Source organism: Streptomyces sp. NPDC036984 (assembly GCF_055607665.1).
The window spans coordinates 602,458-620,678 of the sequence record NZ_JBVJRL010000001.1 but is presented as its reverse complement, the minus strand read 5'-3'; the positions used below and the strand labels follow the sequence as shown (position 1 = coordinate 620,678).

General features: G+C 69.4%; 21 protein-coding genes. 18 read left to right on the top strand and 3 right to left on the bottom strand.

The window, feature by feature from the left end; translation table 11 throughout:
• The first annotated feature begins 148 nt into the window (after positions 1 to 148).
• Together tuf and ACZ7DL_RS02850 are read left to right on the top strand one after the other, a co-directional pair.
• Positions 149 to 1,342 carry an elongation factor Tu gene (gene tuf / locus ACZ7DL_RS02855; protein WP_470770880.1) on the top strand — a complete coding sequence of 398 codons (1,194 nt, stop codon included), beginning with the start codon at positions 149 to 151 and terminating at the stop codon, positions 1,340 to 1,342.
• Between the two features lie 287 nt (positions 1,343 to 1,629).
• The gene (locus tag ACZ7DL_RS02850; RefSeq protein WP_470770878.1) at positions 1,630 to 4,665 is read left to right on the top strand and encodes a glycosyl hydrolase 115 family protein; all 3,036 of its coding nucleotides are present in this window, start codon (positions 1,630 to 1,632) and stop codon (positions 4,663 to 4,665) included.
• A 70-nt stretch (positions 4,666 to 4,735) separates the two neighbouring features.
• Here ACZ7DL_RS02850 and ACZ7DL_RS02845 read toward each other — a convergent pair whose 3' ends face one another.
• From ACZ7DL_RS02845 to ACZ7DL_RS02835, 3 genes are read right to left on the bottom strand one after another with little or no spacing between them, the layout of a single operon-like run.
• Positions 4,736 to 6,871 (bottom strand): protein kinase domain-containing protein, encoded by a 2,136-nt coding sequence (locus tag ACZ7DL_RS02845; RefSeq protein ID WP_470770877.1) that lies wholly within the window; start codon positions 6,869 to 6,871, stop codon positions 4,736 to 4,738.
• Between the two features lie 22 nt (positions 6,872 to 6,893).
• On the bottom strand, positions 6,894 to 9,098 hold the full coding sequence (locus tag ACZ7DL_RS02840) for a protein kinase domain-containing protein (RefSeq protein WP_470770876.1): 2,205 nt from the start codon (positions 9,096 to 9,098) through the stop codon (positions 6,894 to 6,896).
• A complete protein-coding gene (locus ACZ7DL_RS02835; protein WP_470770874.1) occupies positions 9,098 to 10,054 on the bottom strand; it encodes a protein kinase family protein in 957 nt (318 codons plus the stop codon). Before ACZ7DL_RS02835 ends, ACZ7DL_RS02840 begins: the two co-directional genes overlap by 1 nt.
• 626 nt (positions 10,055 to 10,680) lie before the next feature.
• Between ACZ7DL_RS02835 and rpsJ the strand changes: the two genes are divergently transcribed.
• The 16 genes from rpsJ (at position 10,681) to rpsH (ending at position 18,199) form a co-directional block, all read left to right on the top strand.
• Positions 10,681 to 10,989, top strand: coding sequence for a 30S ribosomal protein S10 (gene rpsJ / locus ACZ7DL_RS02830; protein WP_003948644.1), 309 nt, complete (start codon positions 10,681 to 10,683; stop codon positions 10,987 to 10,989).
• Between the two features lie 16 nt (positions 10,990 to 11,005).
• Positions 11,006 to 11,650 (top strand): 50S ribosomal protein L3, encoded by a 645-nt coding sequence (gene rplC / locus ACZ7DL_RS02825; RefSeq protein WP_470770872.1) that lies wholly within the window; start codon positions 11,006 to 11,008, stop codon positions 11,648 to 11,650.
• Between the two features lie 8 nt (positions 11,651 to 11,658).
• The gene (rplD, locus tag ACZ7DL_RS02820; RefSeq protein ID WP_470770870.1) at positions 11,659 to 12,309 is read left to right on the top strand and encodes a 50S ribosomal protein L4; all 651 of its coding nucleotides are present in this window, start codon (positions 11,659 to 11,661) and stop codon (positions 12,307 to 12,309) included.
• A complete protein-coding gene (gene rplW / locus ACZ7DL_RS02815) occupies positions 12,309 to 12,728 on the top strand; it encodes a 50S ribosomal protein L23 (protein ID WP_190018758.1) in 420 nt (139 codons plus the stop codon). The genes rplD and rplW overlap by 1 nt, the downstream gene beginning before the upstream one ends.
• 38 nt (positions 12,729 to 12,766) lie before the next feature.
• Positions 12,767 to 13,603 carry a 50S ribosomal protein L2 gene (gene rplB, locus ACZ7DL_RS02810; RefSeq protein ID WP_030601203.1) on the top strand — a complete coding sequence of 279 codons (837 nt, stop codon included), beginning with the start codon at positions 12,767 to 12,769 and terminating at the stop codon, positions 13,601 to 13,603.
• A 12-nt stretch (positions 13,604 to 13,615) separates the two neighbouring features.
• Positions 13,616 to 13,897, top strand: a complete 282-nt coding sequence (rpsS, locus tag ACZ7DL_RS02805; RefSeq protein WP_095748093.1) for a 30S ribosomal protein S19 — start codon at positions 13,616 to 13,618, stop codon at positions 13,895 to 13,897.
• A gap of 43 nt (positions 13,898 to 13,940) precedes the next feature.
• Positions 13,941 to 14,288 carry a 50S ribosomal protein L22 gene (gene rplV, locus ACZ7DL_RS02800; RefSeq protein WP_030778516.1) on the top strand — a complete coding sequence of 116 codons (348 nt, stop codon included), beginning with the start codon at positions 13,941 to 13,943 and terminating at the stop codon, positions 14,286 to 14,288.
• Positions 14,288 to 15,112, top strand: a complete 825-nt coding sequence (gene rpsC / locus ACZ7DL_RS02795; RefSeq protein ID WP_010036723.1) for a 30S ribosomal protein S3 — start codon at positions 14,288 to 14,290, stop codon at positions 15,110 to 15,112. Before rplV ends, rpsC begins: the two co-directional genes overlap by 1 nt.
• Before the next feature lie 5 nt (positions 15,113 to 15,117).
• Positions 15,118 to 15,537, top strand: coding sequence for a 50S ribosomal protein L16 (gene rplP / locus ACZ7DL_RS02790; RefSeq protein WP_009190136.1), 420 nt, complete (start codon positions 15,118 to 15,120; stop codon positions 15,535 to 15,537).
• Positions 15,537 to 15,761 (top strand): 50S ribosomal protein L29, encoded by a 225-nt coding sequence (gene rpmC / locus ACZ7DL_RS02785; protein ID WP_007494763.1) that lies wholly within the window; start codon positions 15,537 to 15,539, stop codon positions 15,759 to 15,761. The genes rplP and rpmC overlap by 1 nt, the downstream gene beginning before the upstream one ends.
• Positions 15,758 to 16,045 (top strand): 30S ribosomal protein S17, encoded by a 288-nt coding sequence (gene rpsQ, locus ACZ7DL_RS02780; RefSeq protein WP_020941675.1) that lies wholly within the window; start codon positions 15,758 to 15,760, stop codon positions 16,043 to 16,045. Before rpmC ends, rpsQ begins: the two co-directional genes overlap by 4 nt.
• A 99-nt stretch (positions 16,046 to 16,144) precedes the next feature.
• Entirely contained in the window at positions 16,145 to 16,513 is a 369-nt protein-coding gene (gene rplN, locus ACZ7DL_RS02775; RefSeq protein WP_003998823.1) for a 50S ribosomal protein L14, read from the top strand.
• Between the two features lie 2 nt (positions 16,514 to 16,515).
• Positions 16,516 to 16,839 carry a 50S ribosomal protein L24 gene (gene rplX / locus ACZ7DL_RS02770; RefSeq protein WP_014674376.1) on the top strand — a complete coding sequence of 108 codons (324 nt, stop codon included), beginning with the start codon at positions 16,516 to 16,518 and terminating at the stop codon, positions 16,837 to 16,839.
• Entirely contained in the window at positions 16,839 to 17,396 is a 558-nt protein-coding gene (gene rplE / locus ACZ7DL_RS02765; RefSeq protein ID WP_309095770.1) for a 50S ribosomal protein L5, read from the top strand. Before rplX ends, rplE begins: the two co-directional genes overlap by 1 nt.
• Before the next feature lie 5 nt (positions 17,397 to 17,401).
• Positions 17,402 to 17,587 (top strand): type Z 30S ribosomal protein S14, encoded by a 186-nt coding sequence (locus tag ACZ7DL_RS02760; protein WP_003948630.1) that lies wholly within the window; start codon positions 17,402 to 17,404, stop codon positions 17,585 to 17,587.
• 213 nt (positions 17,588 to 17,800) lie between these two features.
• Positions 17,801 to 18,199: a 30S ribosomal protein S8 gene (gene rpsH, locus ACZ7DL_RS02755; RefSeq protein ID WP_003992367.1), complete on the top strand. Its 399-nt coding sequence runs from the start codon at positions 17,801 to 17,803 to the stop codon at positions 18,197 to 18,199.
• Positions 18,200 to 18,221 lie beyond the last annotated feature (22 nt).

Here is an 18,221-nt window from a genome sequence, read left to right as displayed (position 1 = left end):
GTTAACACGCCGTAGGCTTGACTCCGGAGCCTCCAGGGGCAAACGTCCGCAATCGTGAGCGTTTGCCCCGGGTTCCGGGCCTTTACAGCAAAGATCACCTGGCGCCGATGAAGTAAGGCGTACAGAACCACTCCACAGGAGGACCCCAGTGGCGAAGGCGAAGTTCGAGCGGACTAAGCCGCACGTCAACATCGGCACCATCGGTCACATCGACCACGGTAAGACGACCCTCACGGCCGCCATTACCAAGGTGCTGCACGACGCGTACCCGGACCTGAACGAGGCCACCCCGTTCGACAACATCGACAAGGCTCCTGAGGAGCGCCAGCGCGGTATCACCATCTCCATCGCGCACGTCGAGTACCAGACCGAGGCGCGTCACTACGCCCACGTCGACTGCCCGGGTCACGCGGACTACATCAAGAACATGATCACCGGTGCCGCGCAGATGGACGGCGCGATCCTGGTGGTCGCCGCGACCGACGGCCCGATGCCGCAGACCAAGGAGCACGTGCTCCTGGCCCGCCAGGTCGGCGTTCCGTACATCGTCGTCGCCCTGAACAAGGCCGACATGGTGGACGACGAGGAGATCCTGGAGCTCGTCGAGCTCGAGGTCCGTGAGCTCCTCTCCGAGTACGAGTTCCCCGGCGACGACGTTCCGGTCGTCAAGGTCTCCGCGCTCAAGGCCCTCGAGGGCGAGCAGGAGTGGGTGGACTCCGTCCTCAACCTGATGAAGGCCGTCGACGAGTCGATCCCGCAGCCGGAGCGCGACGTCGACAAGCCGTTCCTCATGCCGATCGAGGACGTCTTCACCATCACCGGTCGCGGTACGGTCGTCACCGGCCGTATCGAGCGTGGTGTCCTCAAGGTCAACGAGACCGTCGACATCATCGGCATCAAGACCGAGAAGACCACCACCACGGTCACCGGCATCGAGATGTTCCGCAAGCTGCTCGACGAGGGCCAGGCCGGTGAGAACGTCGGTCTGCTCCTCCGTGGCATCAAGCGCGAGGACGTCGAGCGCGGCCAGGTCATCATCAAGCCGGGCTCGGTCACCCCGCACACCGAGTTCGAGGCGCAGGCCTACATCCTGTCCAAGGACGAGGGTGGCCGCCACACGCCGTTCTTCAACAACTACCGTCCGCAGTTCTACTTCCGTACGACGGACGTGACCGGCGTGGTGACCCTCCCCGAGGGCACCGAGATGGTCATGCCGGGTGACAACACCGAGATGAAGGTGGACCTCATCCAGCCCGTCGCCATGGAAGAGGGCCTGAAGTTCGCCATCCGTGAGGGTGGCCGCACCGTGGGCGCCGGCCAGGTCACCAAGATCGTCAAGTAAGTTCCGCTTGCTTGAGGGTCACTGCCTGACCTGAAGGTCTCTGGCCTTACGAGAGGCCCGTACGACTCCGGTCGTACGGGCCTCTTGGCATGTCTGCCCGGTCGTGGACCGCATACGGTTCTCCGCGTGAGCGGGGGGGCCTCGATGCGCACAGGGCTTCAGACGGGCCTCGGCCCCTACGGCTGCTTCGAAACTATTCGGCGCCGACGACCCGTTCCCCCCGCCGCCACCTCCCCCCACTATTTGTCATGCCGGTGAGCAAATAGGAGTCGAGCAGAGGGGGCCGCATGTCCGTGGCGCGCAGAACCGTACTGGGGGCGGGGCTCACCGCCGTACCGGTGCTGACCTCGGGGGGCGCGTGGGCCGGGGGAGGGGGCGGCCCGGCCCTGACGGACCCGGGGTCGTACATCTCCTTCACCGGTGGGGTGTTCTCCCTCGTGGGCGCGCCCGTAGTGGTCAGCCCGGAGGATCACCTCGGGGTCGTGCGGGTCGCGGGTGACCTCCGGGACGACCTCGCGCGGGTGACGGGCGTTCGCCCGGGCACGACGATCGGCCGCTTCCCGGTCCTGCTCGGCACGATCGGCCGCAGCCCGCTGATCGACGGACTGGTCCGGTCCGGAAAGCTGGACGTCACGGGGGTGCGCGGCAGGTGGGAGACCTCGCTCCAGACGGTCGTGGACCACCCGATGCCGGGCGTGGAGCGGGCGTTCGTCATCGCGGGCAGCGATCCGCGGGGCACGATCTTCGGGGCGTACGACGTGTCGTACGGCATCGGAGTCTCTCCCTGGCACTGGTGGGACGACGTGCCGCCGACGAGGCGCAGCGGGGTGTGGGTGCGGGCCGGCCGCTTCACCCAGGGGACCCCGGTGGTGCGGTACCGGGGCATCTTCGTCAACGACGAGAATCCGGCGCTCGGCACCTGGGCCCCGGCCTACTTCGGACCGGGCAAGGCACCGGGCCACCCCGGCGGCTTCACCGCCGACTTCTACGCCAAGATCTTCGAGGCGCTGCTGCGATTGAAGGGCAACTACCTCTGGCCGGCGGTCTGGGGCCGGGCCTTCGCGGAGGACGACCCGGAGAACCACCGGCGGGCCGCCGAGTACGGCATTGTCATGGGCACATCTCACGAGGCGCCGATGATGCGGGGCATCGAGGAGTGGAACCGGCACGCCGGCTCCGGGACCGACCCCTACGGGGGCACGGGCGAATGGTCGTACCGCCGCAACGCGGAGGCCATCCGCGCGTACTGGCGCGCCGGCATCCAGCGCATGGTCGACCAGGGCTTCGAGGGCGTCGTGACCCTCGGCATGCGCGGCAACGGCGACACCGGCCTCCCCGACGGCGACGGCATCGAACTGATGCAGCAGATCATCGCCGACCAGCGCCGCATCATCGAGGAGGTGACCGGCAGGCCGGCGGCCGAGACCCCCCAGGTCTGGACGCTCTACAAGGAGGTACAGCGCTACTGGGACCGCGGCCTGCGCGCCCCGGACGACGTCACCGTGGTCCTCACGGACGACAACTGGGGCAACATCCGCAAACACCCGGACGGCCCGCGCCCCGGCGGCTACGGCCTCTACTACCACTTCGACTACGTCGGCGCCGGCCGCAACTACAAATGGGTCGACACCGCGAACCTCAGAAACGTCTGGGACCAGCTCCACCAGGCACACGCCTACGGCAACCACGGCCTGTGGGTGGCCAACGTCGGCGACCTGAAGGGCAACGAACTGCCGACGGAGTTCTTCCTGACGTACGCCTGGAACCCCGCTGCCTGGCCCCTGGAGCGCCTCGGCGAGTGGGAGGAGCGCTACGCCCGGCAGAACTTCGGCGAGGCGCAGGCGCAGGAGATCGCGTCGCTGCTGGCCGCCTACGGCCGGCTCCAGGCCCGCCGCAAACCGGAGTTGCTGAACCGCCGGATCACCCTCTCCGAAGGCCGGGTGGTCTACGACGACCGGCAGAGCCCGTACTACTTCGCGCACCGGGAACTGGAGCGGGTCACCGAGGAGTGGCGCGAGCTGGGCCGCCGCGCGGAACGCGTCGAGCGCAGACTCCCGCCGCAGCTGAGGGACGCGTGGTTCGAACTGGCCGGCTACGCCGTCACGGCGACCGCGAACCTGTACGCGCTGCGGGCGGCGGAGTTCACGAACCTGCTGTACGCCGCGCAGGGCCGGGCGGCCACGAACGACCGCGCGGTCCAGGCGGAAGCGGCCCTCGGCCGGGACTTCGCCCTCGCCGACCGCTTCGACTCCGCGGTGGCGAACGGCAAATGGCAGGGCTTCCAGACCCAGCCGCACATCGACTACGGCGACGTCGACCGCTACGGCCCCAACGCGGGCTGGCAGCAGCCGGAGAAGGACAACGTGGCCCTGCCCGACGTCCTCTTCCCGGCGGTACGGCGCATCGAGGTGCCGCGGGCGGCGGAGCTGGGCGTGTCGGTGGACGGGGCGGAGGACGCGGGGGAGTGGTGGCCGGGGGGTTCTTCCGGGGCCGCGTCCTTGCCGCCGTTCAGCCCGTACCAGACCCGTCCCCAGCAGTACCTGGAGATCTTCAACCGGGGCCGTACGCCCTTCACCTACGAGGTCTCGGCCTCGGCGCCCTGGCTCCGCGTGGACCGCCCACGCGGCCGGGTGGAACAGCAGGTCCGCCTGGAGGTACGGGTGGACTGGACCCGGGCCCCGGCCGGCCGCGCGGAGGCGACTCTGACCGTGCACGGTGCGGGCGCGTCGGTGCCGGTCCGATGCGTGGCCGAGCGCCCGTCGGACGTGCGGGTGCGGGGCTTCGTGGAGGCCGGCGGGTACCTGGCGATCGACGCCGAGCACTACGACCGGGCGGTCGGCCGGTGGCGCCGTATCGACGGCATCGGCCGGACCGGCGCGGGCATGACCCCCTGGCCGCCGACCGCACCCAGCCACACCCCCGGGGGCTCCTCCCCGCGCCTGGAGTACGAGGTGACCCTCCTCGCGGAGCCGGGCACCGAAGTGACGGTCTGGGCGCACCTGTCCCCCCGCAACCCGGCCCTGCCGGGGACGGCGGGCCTGCGCTACGGCATCTCGCTCGACGACGGCCCCCTCCGCACCGTGGACCTCACGGCGGGCGCGGACGACGGCGCCCTGAACGCGGTGTGGGCCCGGAACACCTCGGACAACGTCAACCGCACGGCCACCCGCCACTCCGTGACGTCACCCGGCGTCCACCGGCTGAAGTTCTGGATGGTGGACCCGACCGTCGTGGTGCAGCGGCTGCTGATCGACACGGGTGGGTTGCCGGAGCTGTATCTGGGGCCGCAGGAGAGCCGGCGGGTGGGGGGCGGTCACCCGTAGAGCGGCAGGCCCTCCGTCGGAGCTGGGCCGTCAGGCGGTGGGGCAGGAGGGCGGCCGGACGGGCCAGGGGTCAGAAGACCGGTAGGGCGGTGAGTGAGTCGCCGTCCGCGATGAAGACGCGATTGGCGTCTGCTGTCATCCAGTAATTCTTGGGGTTCTTGATGATGCGGAAGGCCCAGGTGGTCTTGCTCAGTGTGGAGTTGGGATCGTTGTGGGTGCCGTCGTTCGTGCCGTCGGCCACATTGAGGACGCCGACCACGCCTTCCTCCGCGTTGACCTCCACGGACCAGAAGCCGTTGCCCTGGACCACCAGCGGGCCGAGCGGGTCGCGCGCGAGGAGGAGGTCGTAGAGCCAGCCGCTCTGTTTCCCGTCCTTGATGTCGAAACGGAGCGGTGCTCCGAGGGCGGCCGTGAAGACGTAGGGGCCGTGGATCACAGAGGGGCCCCAGAAGACCTTCGTGCCGTCCCGCCGTCTCAGGTCCGGGCGCCACAGTCGCTTCCCGTGGGTGATGTCACGAGCCGTGAAGTACGGGCTGCCGCTCACGAACAGGGTCCCGCCCGACGCGGCGATCCCCGGCCGGTCGTCGTCCTGGTCGCGCAGCACCCAGACCGTGTGGCCGTCGCGGGTGTCGACGGCGAGGACGTCCCCCGCGTCCGTGGCGACGGCCAGGATGCCCTGGGACACGACGCCCCGCGCCGTGCCCGTCGTACCGAGGTCGGCACGGGGCTTCACGGTCCAGCGGATCTGCCCGTCGGAGCGGCCCACGCTGCGCAGCCGGCCATTGCCGGTGACGACGTAGACCGCCTCGGAGTCGGCCGCGAGAACGGACGAGGCGTCCGCGGGCGCCGTCCACTTGGGTTCGCCGGTGGACGCGACGAAGGTCAGCAACCTGCCGTGGCCGTCGACGGCGGCTATCAGCCGGTCGGAGAGCGAGACGAAACGGCGTACCGCCACTGCTTCGGGCGCGGACCAGCGCGGTTTCCCGTCGACGACGCTGCGCGCCGTGATGCCGCCCTCGGGGTCTCCGACGATCAGGACGTCGCGTACGGGCAACGGGGCGGGTGTCCGGGAACCGAGGGCGGACGGCCGGCTCCAGAGCGGATCGGGCGTCTGTCCGAGGACGTAGTCCCCCTTGTCCGCCGACAGCAGCCGGGCTTTGGGGGTGCGCGCTGCCGGCGGGACGTCGAAGGGGCCGCTGTGGTTCTTCCGCCAGAACCACCAGGTGACGCCGCCCGCACCGGCGAGGGTGACCGGGCCGCCGACCGCGAGGGCCGTCAGCACGCGGCGCCGCGGGACCCCGCCCGGCGTACTCGTGCCCGGCAGCGTGGTCAGCTCGTGCAGTGCGCGTTCACGACGCTGGACGTCCTCGGCCAGCGGGCCGGAACGCCATACCCGGTCGGCTCCGCGTGGCGGAGTGAAGGCCTGCGCGACGGCCTCGGGGGAGGGCCGGTGCGAGGGGTCCTTGGCCAGGCAGGGGCCGATGAGGGGCTGCAGGGCGGGCGGCACGCGGTCCATGCGCGGCGTGCCGTGGACGACCTCGTACTGGACGGCGGCGACGTGCGAACCCTCGTACGCGCGCTGCCCGCTCGCCGCGTACACCAGCAGGGCGCCGAGGGAGAAGACGTCGGCGGCCGGGCCGACGCGGTGCCCGAGAGCCTGTTCCGGCGCCCCGAAACCCGGGGTGACCGGCACCTGCCCGGTGGTGGTGAGGGTGAGACCGTGCTCGGGACGGGCGATGCCGAAGTCGATGACGCGGGGGCCCGCCGACGTGAGCACGACGTTGGCGGGTTTCAGGTCGCGGTGCACCAGTCCGGCGGCGTGGATGACCCGCAGCGCCTCCGCGAGCGCCACCGCGAGGGCCCGGACCCCGTTCTCGTCGAGCGGACCGTACGCGCCGACCGCCTCCTCCAAGGTCGGGCCGCTCAGGAACTCGGTCGCGATCCACGGGCGCCCGCCCTCGGTCTGTGCGTCCAGCACACGGGCCACGCCCGGGCCGCTGACCGCCCGCGCCATCCGGGCCTCGCGCACGAAGCGCTGGACGAGCTGCGGGTCGTCCGCCAGATGGCGGTGCAGCACCTTCACGGCGGCCGTTCGCCCGTCGCGGTCCTGGCCGACGTAGACCTTGCCCATGCCGCCCTCGCCGAGTACGCCGAGGAGTCGGTAGGGCCCGAGACGAATCGGGTCCCCGGTGTCCAGTGGCTTCATCTCCGTGCTGCTTTCCGTCGTCTCAGAGGAGGGGGTAGCCGGCCGCGTACTGCTCGCCCAGGGCGATGAGCCGGCGGGAGGGTTCGTGGGCGAAGTACCGGGCTCCGGCGGCGGCCTTGACGGACACGGACGAGGAACCGTCGGTCAGGTCGACGGCCATCAGTCCGGATGATGCCGGGCGGTACACGTAGGCGATGCCGACGACCGGAGGAATGCCGAGGTCGGCGGAGGCGGCTCCGTGCGCCTGCGCTGTCTTCTCGGTCCAGCGCTCGCTCCCGCTGCGGGCGTCGACCGCGACGACGCCGCGGCCGGCCCGCACCGCGTACACCACCCCGTCCTTGACCGCCGGGGGGCCGTACTCGGCACGGGCGCCGCCCTTGTCGTACTGCCAGGCGACCTTGCCGTCGTTCAGGCCGAGGGCGACGAGCCGGCCGGCCGACGGGTACACGTGCCGGTCGTCGACGGCCAGGTGGGCCCGGCTGAAGGCGGGCTGCCGACTGTCCAGCGGGCGACTCCACGCCAGCTGCCCGGTGCGGGTGCTGCGTACGACGAGTTCCGTCGCGCCGTCGGCCGACTGCTGGACGAGGACGAGACGCTCGCCCGAAACCCGGGCCGACAGGAAGTGCAGGCGCTCGGAGCCGTCGGGCCGGGCGGGGAGGGGGATCTCCCACAGCTTGCGGCGGGCGTGGATGTCGAGCGCGAGCAGGTGCCAGGTCTGGCCCTTGCGGAAGGAGTCCTTGCGCGACGGGTCGGACGGCTGGTGGCCCCGGCCGCCGACCGCGTAGACGGCGGTGCCCGAGGCGCACAGCAGCTGGGTGCCGTGCAGGCCGCCGTTGAAGTCCTCCAGTTCGAGGTAGGGGTGCCCGATTTTGCCGTCGGCAAGGCCGACCGGGCAGACGGACAGCGGACCGGCTTCGTCCGCGGTGTAGGTCAGTGTGTGCAGCCGTCTGCCGTCGGTGACCGTGAGGTGCCCGAAGTACACGCTGGGATCGGGCCACACCGTCTTTCCCGACGTCGGGTCCAGACCCTTGGTGTTCGTTTCCCCCACGATCACCAGCCGGTCGAGCAGCAGCGGGGCCGGCGGAACGGGCGGGTCGGTGTACTCGGCCACCACCTGCCAGCGCAGATCCCATGCGGGCTGCGCCGAGCCGGTCGGCGCGGGCTGCGCCGGAGTGCCGCCACCACGGTGGCCGAGCCAGGCCCAGGCGCCCGCTCCGGCCGCGGCGGCGCCGAGGGCCGAACCCGCGCCGATGGACAGCAGCCTGCGGCGGGACATTCCCGCCGGGCCGCCGTCGGGCGTGGTCTCGGGGAGACCGTGCCCGGCCGGGGGCGGCAGCCGGCGGGGCTCGACCCGCCAGACGCCGGCGGCCCGCCGGGCGATGTCCAGCAGCACCGGCTCCGGCAGACAGTCCGCGAAGTCCTGCTCTTCGCCGCCCAGCCGGGAACGCAGTCGGCCGGTCGTGGGTCGTTGCCGCGGGTCCTTGGCGAAGCACGGGCCCAGTACGGCGACGAGGCCCGCCGGGACCCCTGTCAGGTCCGGTTCCGTGTACCGCACCCGGTACAGCAGATCCGCGGCCTGCCCCGCGCCGAACGGACCCCGGCCCGTCGCGGCGTGGACCAGCACTCCCGCCAGCGCGAACACATCACCGGCCGGGGAGTGCTCCCCGCCCGCCGCCTGCTCCGGCGACATGAAGGCGGGCGTGCCTGCCGCAGCCCCGGCCCGGGTGAGGCGGTCGTCGCCCAGCGCGCGGGCGATCCCGAAGTCGATGACCTTGGGGCCGTCGGCCGTCACCATGATGTTGGACGGCTTCAGGTCCCGGTGGACGACGTCCGACTCGTGCAGCTGGGCCAGCGCGGCGCACAGCCGGGCGCCAAGGGCCCGGACCGCCGGTTCCGGCAATGGCCCGTTCAGCCGGACGGCGGCGTCGAGAGGAGGTCCGATCAGGTATTCCGTGGCCAGCCAAGGGGTTTCATGGACGATGTCGGCGTCGAAGACCCGGGCGCCGTGTTCGCCGCCGATGACCCGGGCGGCGTCCGTCTCCAGCCGGAACCGGGTCCGGAAGACGGGATCCGCGGCGATGTGGGCGTGCATCGTCTTGACGGCGACGACACGCCCGGTGTCCGAGCGGCCGAGGTACACGGTGCCCATGCCACCGCTGCCGAGGCGGGCCATCAGGTGGTACGCGCCGAGCCGCGCGGGGTCGTCGTGCGCGAGGGGCGAGAACATCAGGAGCTTCCCGCCTCCTGGGCGCGGGCGACCGGTGGGGCCACCAGGACGGCGGCCGACTGACGGGCGAGGGCCGCCACGATTCGGGCGGGGAGGGCGAACGGGTGGCCGTCGAGGACCGTCGGGACCGGTGACGGGGACCGCCGGTCGAGGACCGTCGGGATCGGTGACGGGGACCGCCGTGCGGCCTGCGGCTGGAGCGCGGGCACCGCGAAGCCGGCCGCGAGATCGGCTGCCGAGGGCCGTCGGGCCGGGTCACGTGCCAGGCAGGCGGTGATCGGCTCACGCAGCGACGCCGGGAGCTCCGCCCACTCGGGGACGGTGTACCCGGTGCTCGCGTACGACAGCACAGCGCCGAGGGCGTACACGTCACCGAGCGGACGGGGACGCCCGCCCTGGGCCTGCTCCGGTGCCAGGCACCCGGGATCCAGTCCGGGCCTGCCCAGCCGCTGCTCGCCGTCCGGGGCGACGGCGCGCACCGCACCGAAGCAGGTGAGCAGCGGTCCGTCGGCACCGAGCAGCACGGCGGCCGGGGACAGGCCCGCATGGGTCACACCCTGCGCGTGGGCCGTGGCCAGCGCGGAGGCGAGGGCCGCGCCCAGGGCTCGTACGACGGCCTCCGGCAGCGGACCGCCGTGTACCGCGAGGGCGGCGGTCAGGGGCAGTACGGGGGTGTACGGCGCCGCGTGCCACGGGGGAACGGCAGCCTGGGCCACCTCCGTCACGGGCGCGAAGCCGGGCACCGACAGTCGCCGGGCATCCTCGGCCTCTGCGGCCCAGCGGGCCGGATCGGTCTCCGCGCGAGGCACCTGCACCAGCACCGTGCGCAGGCCGTCCGCGCTGCGGGCGATGTACCGGCGATCGGGTGTCCGCTGCCGCTCACGTTCCTCGTCGACCTCCGCCAGAACGGCGTACGGCCCGATCCACCGCGGGTCGTCCTGACGCAGCTGCTCCATGCGCGCATTCCCCCCGGCTGTCGGCGCAGGGGAGACATCCTACCGATCGGGAGCTGCCTCGCTGTTTCGCTCGCGGCGCGTAACGCCGCCGACGGGACCGTGGCCCGGCCGCACCCTGCCCCCGACCGCACGCTCAGGGGCGCGGTGACGGCTCCGGCGGACCGGCCCGCGGCCGCACCGGCATGACCGGGCGAGGCGGGCCACGGGTTTGACCTACGTCACTCCCGGGGTAATCTCTTCGGCTCGATTGGCGGAGCCCCTGCCCCATATGGCAGACTGTCGGAGTTGCTCGGTCGAGTGTTGATGCTGCGCGCCTCCCGCCGGGAGGACCGGAAGCGAGTCCCACAGTACTCGTCGTCCTAACTGCCCTCGGGCAGCACTGGGGCGGACGTACGGGAATCTTCCGGGAAGCGTGGGCGCGACACCGGCCAGGCGCCCGGTGGGCCTAGGGTCCCCGGTCCGCGGTTCCGGAAGGGCCGTCGCATTCCCCGCAGGGATGTTCGAACAAGGGACATCTGTGTCAGCGGGAGCGCGACACACCCGACCGCGTGGGTCGGAGAAACGAAGGCAGCAGAAGGAATCCGCCGGGTTCCAGAGCGTAAGAGAGACAGGACTACTGAGTAGCCATGGCGGGACAGAAGATCCGCATCCGGCTCAAGGCCTACGACCACGAGGTCATCGACTCCTCGGCGAAGAAGATCGTCGAGACGGTGACCCGCACTGGTGCGTCGGTCGCGGGCCCGGTGCCGCTGCCCACTGAGAAGAACGTGTACTGCGTCATCAAGTCGCCGCACAAGTACAAGGACTCGCGCGAGCACTTCGAGATGCGCACGCACAAGCGCCTGATCGACATCCTCGACCCGACCCCCAAGACCGTTGACTCTCTGATGCGACTCGACCTGCCGGCCGGTGTCGACATCGAGATCAAGCTCTGAGGCTGGTGGGCTGAGAATGGCTAAGCAGATCAAGGGCATCCTGGGCGAGAAGCTCGGCATGACGCAGGTGTGGGACGAGAACAACCGTGTTGTTCCGGTCACCGTCGTCAAGGCCGGCCCCAACGTCGTCACCCAGGTCCGTACGAACGACATCGACGGCTACGAGTCGGTCCAGATCGCCTTCGGCGAGATCGACCCGCGCAAGGTGAACAAGCCCCTCAAGGGCCACTTCGCCAAGGCCGACGTCACCCCGCGCCGTCACCTCGTCGAGATCCGCACCGCGGACGCCTCCGAGTACACGCTCGGCCAGGAGATCACCGCTGAGGTGTTCGAGGCCGGTGTGAAGGTCGACGTGACCGGCAAGAGCAAGGGCAAGGGCTTCGCCGGTGTCATGAAGCGCCACAACTTCCGTGGCCTCGGCGCCGGACACGGCACCCAGCGCAAGCACCGCTCGCCCGGTTCCATCGGTGGCTGCGCCACCCCGGGCCGCGTGTTCAAGGGCCTCCGCATGGCGGGTCGCATGGGCAACGAGCGGGTCACCACCCAGAACCTGACCGTCCACGCCGTTGACGCGGAGAAGGGTCTGCTGCTCATCAAGGGCGCGGTTCCCGGTCCGAACGGCGGCCTCGTCCTGGTCCGCACCGCGGCCAAGGGGGCCTGAGGTAACCGATGAGCACTGTTGACATCCTTTCGCCGGCGGGCGAGAAGGCCGGTTCCGTCGAGCTCCCCGCGGAGATCTTCGACGCCAAGGTCAGCGTTCCGCTGATCCACCAGGTCGTCGTCGCGCAGCTGGCTGCCGCCCGTCAGGGCACGCACAAGACCAAGACCCGCGGTGAAGTCCGTGGTGGTGGCAAGAAGCCGTACCGCCAGAAGGGCACCGGTCGCGCCCGTCAGGGTTCGACCCGCGCGCCGCAGTTCGCCGGTGGTGGCGTCGTGCACGGTCCCGTGCCGCGTGACTACTCGCAGCGGACCCCGAAGAAGATGAAGGCCGCCGCCCTGCGCGGTGCCCTCACCGACCGGGCGCGTCACAACCGCATCCACGTCGTCTCCGACGTGGTCGAGGGTGCGATCTCCACCAAGGCCGCCAAGAGCCTGTTCGGCAAGATCTCGGAGCGCAAGAACCTGCTCCTGGTCGCCGAGCGCTCGGACGAGGCCGCGTGGCTGTCCGCCCGCAACCTGCCCCAGGTCCACATCCTGGAGCCGGGCCAGCTGAACACGTACGACGTTCTCGTCTCGGACGACGTGGTCTTCACCCAGGCCGCTTTCGAGTCCTTCGTGTCTGGCCCCAAGGCCGCTGACACCGAAGGGAGCGAGGCCTGATGGCTACGCGTCACCCGAGCATTGCCTCGAAGGCCGCCAAGGCCGCCAAGGCCGCGCGCGTCGCCAAGGCGCGTCGCCACGCCACCGAGGGCAAGAACACCGTCGAGACTCCGCTGAGCAAGTCGTACACGGACCCCCGTGACGTCCTGCTGAAGCCGGTCGTCTCCGAGAAGAGCTACGCGCTCCTCGACGAGAACAAGTACACGTTCATCGTCGACCCGAACGCCAACAAGACCCAGATCAAGCAGGCCGTCCAGGCGGTCTTCGACGTCAAGGTCACCGGGGTCAACACGATCAACCGCCAGGGCAAGCGCAAGCGCACGAAGACCGGCTTCGGTCAGCGTGCCGGCAGCAAGCGCGCGATCGTGACCCTCGCCGAGGGCGACCGTATCGACATCTTCGGCGGTCCGACCGCGTAAGCGGGTCGGATCGTCCGATATCGGACGAGGACTGAGAAATGGGAATCCGCAAGTACAAGCCGACTACGCCGGGCCGTCGTGGCGCCAGCGTTGCCGACTTCGTCGAGGTCACGCGGTCCACGCCGGAGAAGTCGCTGGTCCGTCCCCTGCACAGCAAGGGCGGCCGTAACAACGCCGGTCGTGTGACCGTTCGCCACCAGGGTGGCGGACACAAGCGCGCCTACCGTGTGATCGACTTCCGTCGTCACGACAAGGACGGCGTGCCGGCGAAGGTCGCGCACATCGAGTACGACCCCAACCGCACCGCGCGCATCGCGCTGCTGCACTACGCCGACGGCGAGAAGCGCTACATCCTCGCCCCGCGCAACCTGCAGCAGGGCGACACCGTGGAGAACGGTCCCGGGGCCGACATCAAGCCGGGCAACAACCTGGCCCTCCGCAACATCCCGGTCGGTACCACGATCCACGCGATCGAGCTCCGTCCCGGTGGCGGTGCCAAGTTCGCCCGCTCCGCCGGTGCCTCCGTGCAGCTGCTCGCGAAGGAGGGCGCCTACGCCCACCTGCGCATGCCGTCCGGTGAGATCCGCCTGGTCGACGTCCGCTGCCGCGCCACCGTCGGCGAGGTCGGCAACGCCGAGCAGAGCAACATCAACTGGGGCAAGGCGGGCCGCAAGCGGTGGCTGGGCGTTCGCCCGACCGTCCGTGGTGTGGTCATGAACCCGGTTGACCACCCGCACGGTGGTGGTGAGGGCCGGACCTCCGGTGGTCGCCACCCTGTGTCCCCGTGGGGCAAGAAGGAAGGCCGTACTCGTTCGCCCAAGAAGGCGTCGAACAAGTACATCGTCCGCCGCCGCAAGACGAACAAGAAGCGCTAAGGACGGGTTGAGATGCCTCGTAGCTTGAAGAAGGGACCCTTCGTCGACGACCACCTGATCAAGAAGGTGGACGCCCAGAACGAAGCGGGCTCTAAGAACGTCATCAAGACCTGGTCCCGTCGCTCGATGATCGTCCCGGCCATGCTCGGTCACACGATCGCGGTGCACAACGGCAAGACCCACATCCCGGTGTTCGTCACCGAGTCGATGGTCGGCCACAAGCTCGGCGAGTTCTCGCCGACGCGCACCTTCCGGGGCCACGTCAAGGAAGACCGGAAGTCGAAGCGCCGCTAGTAGCGGATCGCATTCAGACACGTAAGTAACTGAAGGGACAACCATGGAAGCCAGGGCCCAGGCGCGGTACATCCGCGTCACGCCCATGAAGGCCCGCCGCGTGGTGGACCTCATCCGTGGCATGGACGCCACGGAGGCCCAGGCCGTCCTGCGATTCGCTCCGCAGGCCGCCTCCGTGCCGGTCGGCAAGGTGCTCGACAGCGCCATCGCCAACGCCGCGCACAACTACGACCACACCGATGTCGACAGCCTCTTCGTTTCCGAGGCCTACGTCGACGAGGGCCCGACCCTGAAGCGGTTCCGTCCGCGTGCCCAGGGCCGTGCCTACCGGATCCGCAAGCGGACCAGCCACATCACCGTGGTCGTCAGCAGCAAGGAAGGAACCCGGTAATGGGCCAGAAGGTAAACCCGCACGGGTTCCGGCTCGGTGTCACGACCGACTTCAAGTCGCGTTGGTACGCCGACAAGCTGTACAAGGACTACGTCAAGGAAGACGTCGCCATCCGTCGGATGATGACGTCCGGCATGGAGCGCGCCGGTATCTCCAAGGTGGAGATCGAGCGCACCCGTGACCGCGTCCGCGTGGACATCCACACCGCTCGCCCGGGCATCGTCATCGGCCGCCGCGGCGCCGAGGCCGACCGCATCCGCGGTGACCTGGAGAAGCTGACCGGCAAGCAGGTCCAGCTGAACATCCTCGAGGTCAAGAACCCGGAGACGGACGCTCAGCTGGTGGCCCAGGCCGTCGCCGAGCAGCTGTCCTCCCGCGTCTCCTTCCGTCGGGCCATGCGCAAGAGCATGCAGTCCGCCATGAAGGCCGGCGCCAAGGGCATCAAGATCCAGTGCGGTGGCCGCCTCGGCGGCGCCGAGATGTCCCGCTCGGAGTTCTACCGCGAGGGCCGCGTGCCCCTGCACACGCTCCGCGCGAACGTGGACTACGGCTTCTTCGAGGCCAAGACGACCTTCGGCCGCATCGGTGTGAAGGTCTGGATCTACAAGGGCGACGTCAAGAACATCGCCGAGGTCCGCGCCGAGAACGCTGCCGCCCGTGCGGGTAACCGCCCGGCCCGCGGTGGCGCCGACCGCCCGGCCCGTGGTGGCCGCGGTGGCGAGCGGCGCGGTCGCAAGCCGCAGCAGGCTGCTGGTGCCGAGGCCCCCAAGGCCGAGGCCCCCGCGGCTGCCGCTCCGGCTGAGAGCACCGGAACGGAGGCCTGACCGAAATGCTGATCCCCCGTAGGGTCAAGCACCGCAAGCAGCACCACCCGAAGCGCAACGGTATGTCCAAGGGTGGGACGCAGGTTGCGTTCGGCGAGTACGGCATCCAGGCGCTGACCCCGGCCTACGTCACGAACCGCCAGATCGAGGCGGCTCGTATCGCGATGACCCGTCACATCAAGCGTGGCGGCAAGGTCTGGATCAACATCTACCCGGACCGTCCCCTCACCAAGAAGCCGGCCGAGACCCGCATGGGTTCCGGTAAGGGTTCTCCGGAGTGGTGGATCGCGAACGTCAAGCCCGGACGTGTGATGTTCGAGCTGTCGTACCCCAACGAGAAGATCGCCCGTGAGGCGCTGACTCGTGCGGCCCACAAGCTGCCGATGAAGTGCCGGATCGTCAAGCGCGAGGCAGGTGAAGCGTGATGTCGGCCGGTACCAAGGCGTCCGAGCTGCGCGAGCTGGGCAACGAGGAGCTTCTGGCGAAGCTCCGCGAGGCCAAGGAAGAGCTGTTCAACCTCCGCTTCCAGGCGGCGACGGGTCAGCTCGAGAACCACGGTCGGCTGAAGGCCGTCCGTAAGGACATCGCGCGGATCTACACCCTGATGCGCGAGCGCGAGCTGGGCATCGAAACGGTGGAGAACGCATGAGCGAGAACAACGTGACTGAGCAGAACACCGAGGCGCGGGGCTTCCGCAAGACCCGTGAGGGCCTCGTCGTCAGCGACAAGATGGACAAGACCGTCGTCGTCGCCGTCGAGGACCGCGTCAAGCACGCGCTGTACGGCAAGGTCATCCGCCGTACCAACAAGCTCAAGGCGCACGACGAGCAGAACGCCGCGGGTGTCGGCGACCGCGTCCTCCTCATGGAGACCCGGCCGCTGTCCGCGACGAAGCGCTGGCGCGTCGTCGAGATCCTCGAGAAGGCCAAGTAATTCCTGCGGGGCAAACCCGCAGGTCAGTTCCGCCAGGCTCGGCAGGGGTCCTCGTACTGAGGCCCCTGCCGGGAACCGGCAGACGATCAGGAGATAGACGTGATCCAGCAGGAGTCGCGACTGCGTGTCGCCGACAACACTGGTGCGAAGGAGATCCTTTGCATCCGTGTGCTCGGTGGCTCCGGTCGCCGCTACGCGGGCATCGGTGACGTCATCGTCGCCACCGTCAAGGACGCGATCCCCGGTGGCAACGTGAAGAAGGGTGACGTCGTCAAGGCGGTCATCGTTCGCACCGTCAAGGAGCGCCGCCGTCCGGACGGCTCGTACATCCGCTTCGACGAGAACGCCGCTGTCATTCTGAAGAACGACGGCGACCCTCGCGGCACCCGTATCTTCGGCCCGGTCGGCCGTGAGCTGCGCGAGAAGAAGTTCATGAAGATCATCTCGCTCGCGCCGGAGGTGCTGTAAGCATGAAGATCAAGAAGGGCGACCTGGTCCAGGTCATCACCGGCAAGGACAAGGGCAAGCAGGGCAAGGTCATTGCCGCTTACCCGCGCGAGGAGCGTGTCCTGGTCGAGGGTGTCAACCGGGTCAAGAAGCACACCAAGGCCGGTCCGACCGCTAGCGGTTCCCAGGCCGGCGGCATCGTGACCACCGAGGCCCCGATCCACGTGTCCAACGTTCAGCTGGTCGTGGAGAAGGACGGTCAGAAGGTCGTCACGCGTGTCGGCTACCGCTTCGACGAAGAGGGCAACAAGATCCGCGTTGCCAAGCGGACGGGTGAGGACATCTGATGGCTACCACCACCACTCCGCGTCTGAAGCAGAAGTACCGCGAGGAGATCGCGGGCAAGCTGCGTGACGAGTTCAAGTACGAGAACGTCATGCAGATCCCCGGCCTCGTCAAGATCGTGGTCAACATGGGTGTCGGCGACGCCGCCCGTGACTCGAAGCTGATCGAGGGCGCGATCCGCGACCTGACCACGATCACCGGTCAGAAGCCGGCCGTCACCAAGGCCCGCAAGTCCATCGCGCAGTTCAAGCTGCGTGAGGGCCAGCCGATCGGTGCCCACGTCACGCTCCGTGGCGACCGCATGTGGGAGTTCCTGGACCGCACCCTGTCGCTCGCGCTGCCGCGCATCCGCGACTTCCGCGGCCTGTCCCCCAAGCAGTTCGACGGCCGTGGCAACTACACCTTCGGTCTCACGGAGCAGGTCATGTTCCACGAGATCGACCAGGACAAGATCGACCGCGTCCGGGGTATGGACATCACCGTGGTCACCACGGCGACCAACGACGAAGAGGGCCGTGCCCTTCTCCGTCACCTCGGCTTCCCGTTCAAGGAGGCGTGAGCGAGATGGCGAAGAAGGCTCTCATCGCGAAGGCTGCTCGCAAGCCCAAGTTCGGTGTGCGTGGCTACACCCGCTGCCAGCGCTGCGGTCGTCCGCACTCCGTGTACCGCAAGTTCGGCCTCTGCCGCGTGTGCCTTCGTGAGATGGCTCACCGTGGCGAGCTGCCGGGCGTGACCAAGAGCTCCTGGTAATCCCCACTTTTAGGGATTCCTGGACCTCTCGGTAAGCAACTGGGTCGGCGGAGGCCCACCCCCTTCATGCCTTAGGCTAGGAGGGTTGGGCCTCTGCCGCCCTGGATCGACTTACTACGCCGTAGGTCCCCGCGCCGCACCCGTCCCGTCCATGTATGGGGAGAGGGATGGCGCATATAGGAAACCCCGGCGAGAAAGGCCACAGGCCAATTCATGACCATGACTGATCCGATCGCAGACATGCTGACGCGTCTGCGTAACGCGAACTCGGCGTACCACGACTCGGTGGCGATGCCGCACTCGAAGATCAAGTCTCACATCGCGGAGATCCTCCAGCAGGAGGGCTTCATCACGGGCTGGAAGGTCGAGGACGCCGAGGTCGGCAAGAACCTCGTCCTGGAGCTGAAGTTCGGCCCCAACCGTGAGCGCTCCATCGCGGGCATCAAGCGGATCTCCAAGCCCGGTCTCCGGGTTTACGCGAAGTCCACCAACCTGCCCAAGGTGCTCGGCGGCCTCGGCGTGGCGATCATCTCCACGTCCCACGGTCTGCTCACCGACAAGCAGGCGCAGAAGAAGGGCGTGGGTGGGGAAGTCCTCGCCTACGTCTGGTAACGGAAGGGAACGGAGGAAACAG

What these genes read in the sequence shown, in the direction of transcription:
- ACZ7DL_RS02850 (WP_470770878.1), top strand. Translation starts at nt 1,630, where the DNA reads ATGTCCGTGGCGCGCAGAACCGTACTGGGGGCGGGGCTCACCGCCGTA.
- ACZ7DL_RS02845 (WP_470770877.1), bottom strand. Translation starts at nt 6,871, where the DNA reads ATGAAGCCACTGGACACCGGGGACCCGATTCGTCTCGGGCCCTACCGA.
- ACZ7DL_RS02840 (WP_470770876.1), bottom strand. Translation starts at nt 9,098, where the DNA reads ATGTTCTCGCCCCTCGCGCACGACGACCCCGCGCGGCTCGGCGCGTAC.
- ACZ7DL_RS02835 (WP_470770874.1), bottom strand. Translation starts at nt 10,054, where the DNA reads ATGGAGCAGCTGCGTCAGGACGACCCGCGGTGGATCGGGCCGTACGCC.
- rpsJ (WP_003948644.1), top strand. Translation starts at nt 10,681, where the DNA reads ATGGCGGGACAGAAGATCCGCATCCGGCTCAAGGCCTACGACCACGAG.
- rplC (WP_470770872.1), top strand. Translation starts at nt 11,006, where the DNA reads ATGGCTAAGCAGATCAAGGGCATCCTGGGCGAGAAGCTCGGCATGACG.
- rplD (WP_470770870.1), top strand. Translation starts at nt 11,659, where the DNA reads ATGAGCACTGTTGACATCCTTTCGCCGGCGGGCGAGAAGGCCGGTTCC.
- rplW (WP_190018758.1), top strand. Translation starts at nt 12,309, where the DNA reads ATGGCTACGCGTCACCCGAGCATTGCCTCGAAGGCCGCCAAGGCCGCC.
- rplB (WP_030601203.1), top strand. Translation starts at nt 12,767, where the DNA reads ATGGGAATCCGCAAGTACAAGCCGACTACGCCGGGCCGTCGTGGCGCC.
- rpsS (WP_095748093.1), top strand. Translation starts at nt 13,616, where the DNA reads ATGCCTCGTAGCTTGAAGAAGGGACCCTTCGTCGACGACCACCTGATC.
- rplV (WP_030778516.1), top strand. Translation starts at nt 13,941, where the DNA reads ATGGAAGCCAGGGCCCAGGCGCGGTACATCCGCGTCACGCCCATGAAG.
- rpsC (WP_010036723.1), top strand. Translation starts at nt 14,288, where the DNA reads ATGGGCCAGAAGGTAAACCCGCACGGGTTCCGGCTCGGTGTCACGACC.
- rplP (WP_009190136.1), top strand. Translation starts at nt 15,118, where the DNA reads ATGCTGATCCCCCGTAGGGTCAAGCACCGCAAGCAGCACCACCCGAAG.
- rpmC (WP_007494763.1), top strand. Translation starts at nt 15,537, where the DNA reads ATGTCGGCCGGTACCAAGGCGTCCGAGCTGCGCGAGCTGGGCAACGAG.
- rpsQ (WP_020941675.1), top strand. Translation starts at nt 15,758, where the DNA reads ATGAGCGAGAACAACGTGACTGAGCAGAACACCGAGGCGCGGGGCTTC.
- rplX (WP_014674376.1), top strand. Translation starts at nt 16,516, where the DNA reads ATGAAGATCAAGAAGGGCGACCTGGTCCAGGTCATCACCGGCAAGGAC.
- rplE (WP_309095770.1), top strand. Translation starts at nt 16,839, where the DNA reads ATGGCTACCACCACCACTCCGCGTCTGAAGCAGAAGTACCGCGAGGAG.
- ACZ7DL_RS02760 (WP_003948630.1), top strand. Translation starts at nt 17,402, where the DNA reads ATGGCGAAGAAGGCTCTCATCGCGAAGGCTGCTCGCAAGCCCAAGTTC.
- rpsH (WP_003992367.1), top strand. Translation starts at nt 17,801, where the DNA reads ATGACCATGACTGATCCGATCGCAGACATGCTGACGCGTCTGCGTAAC.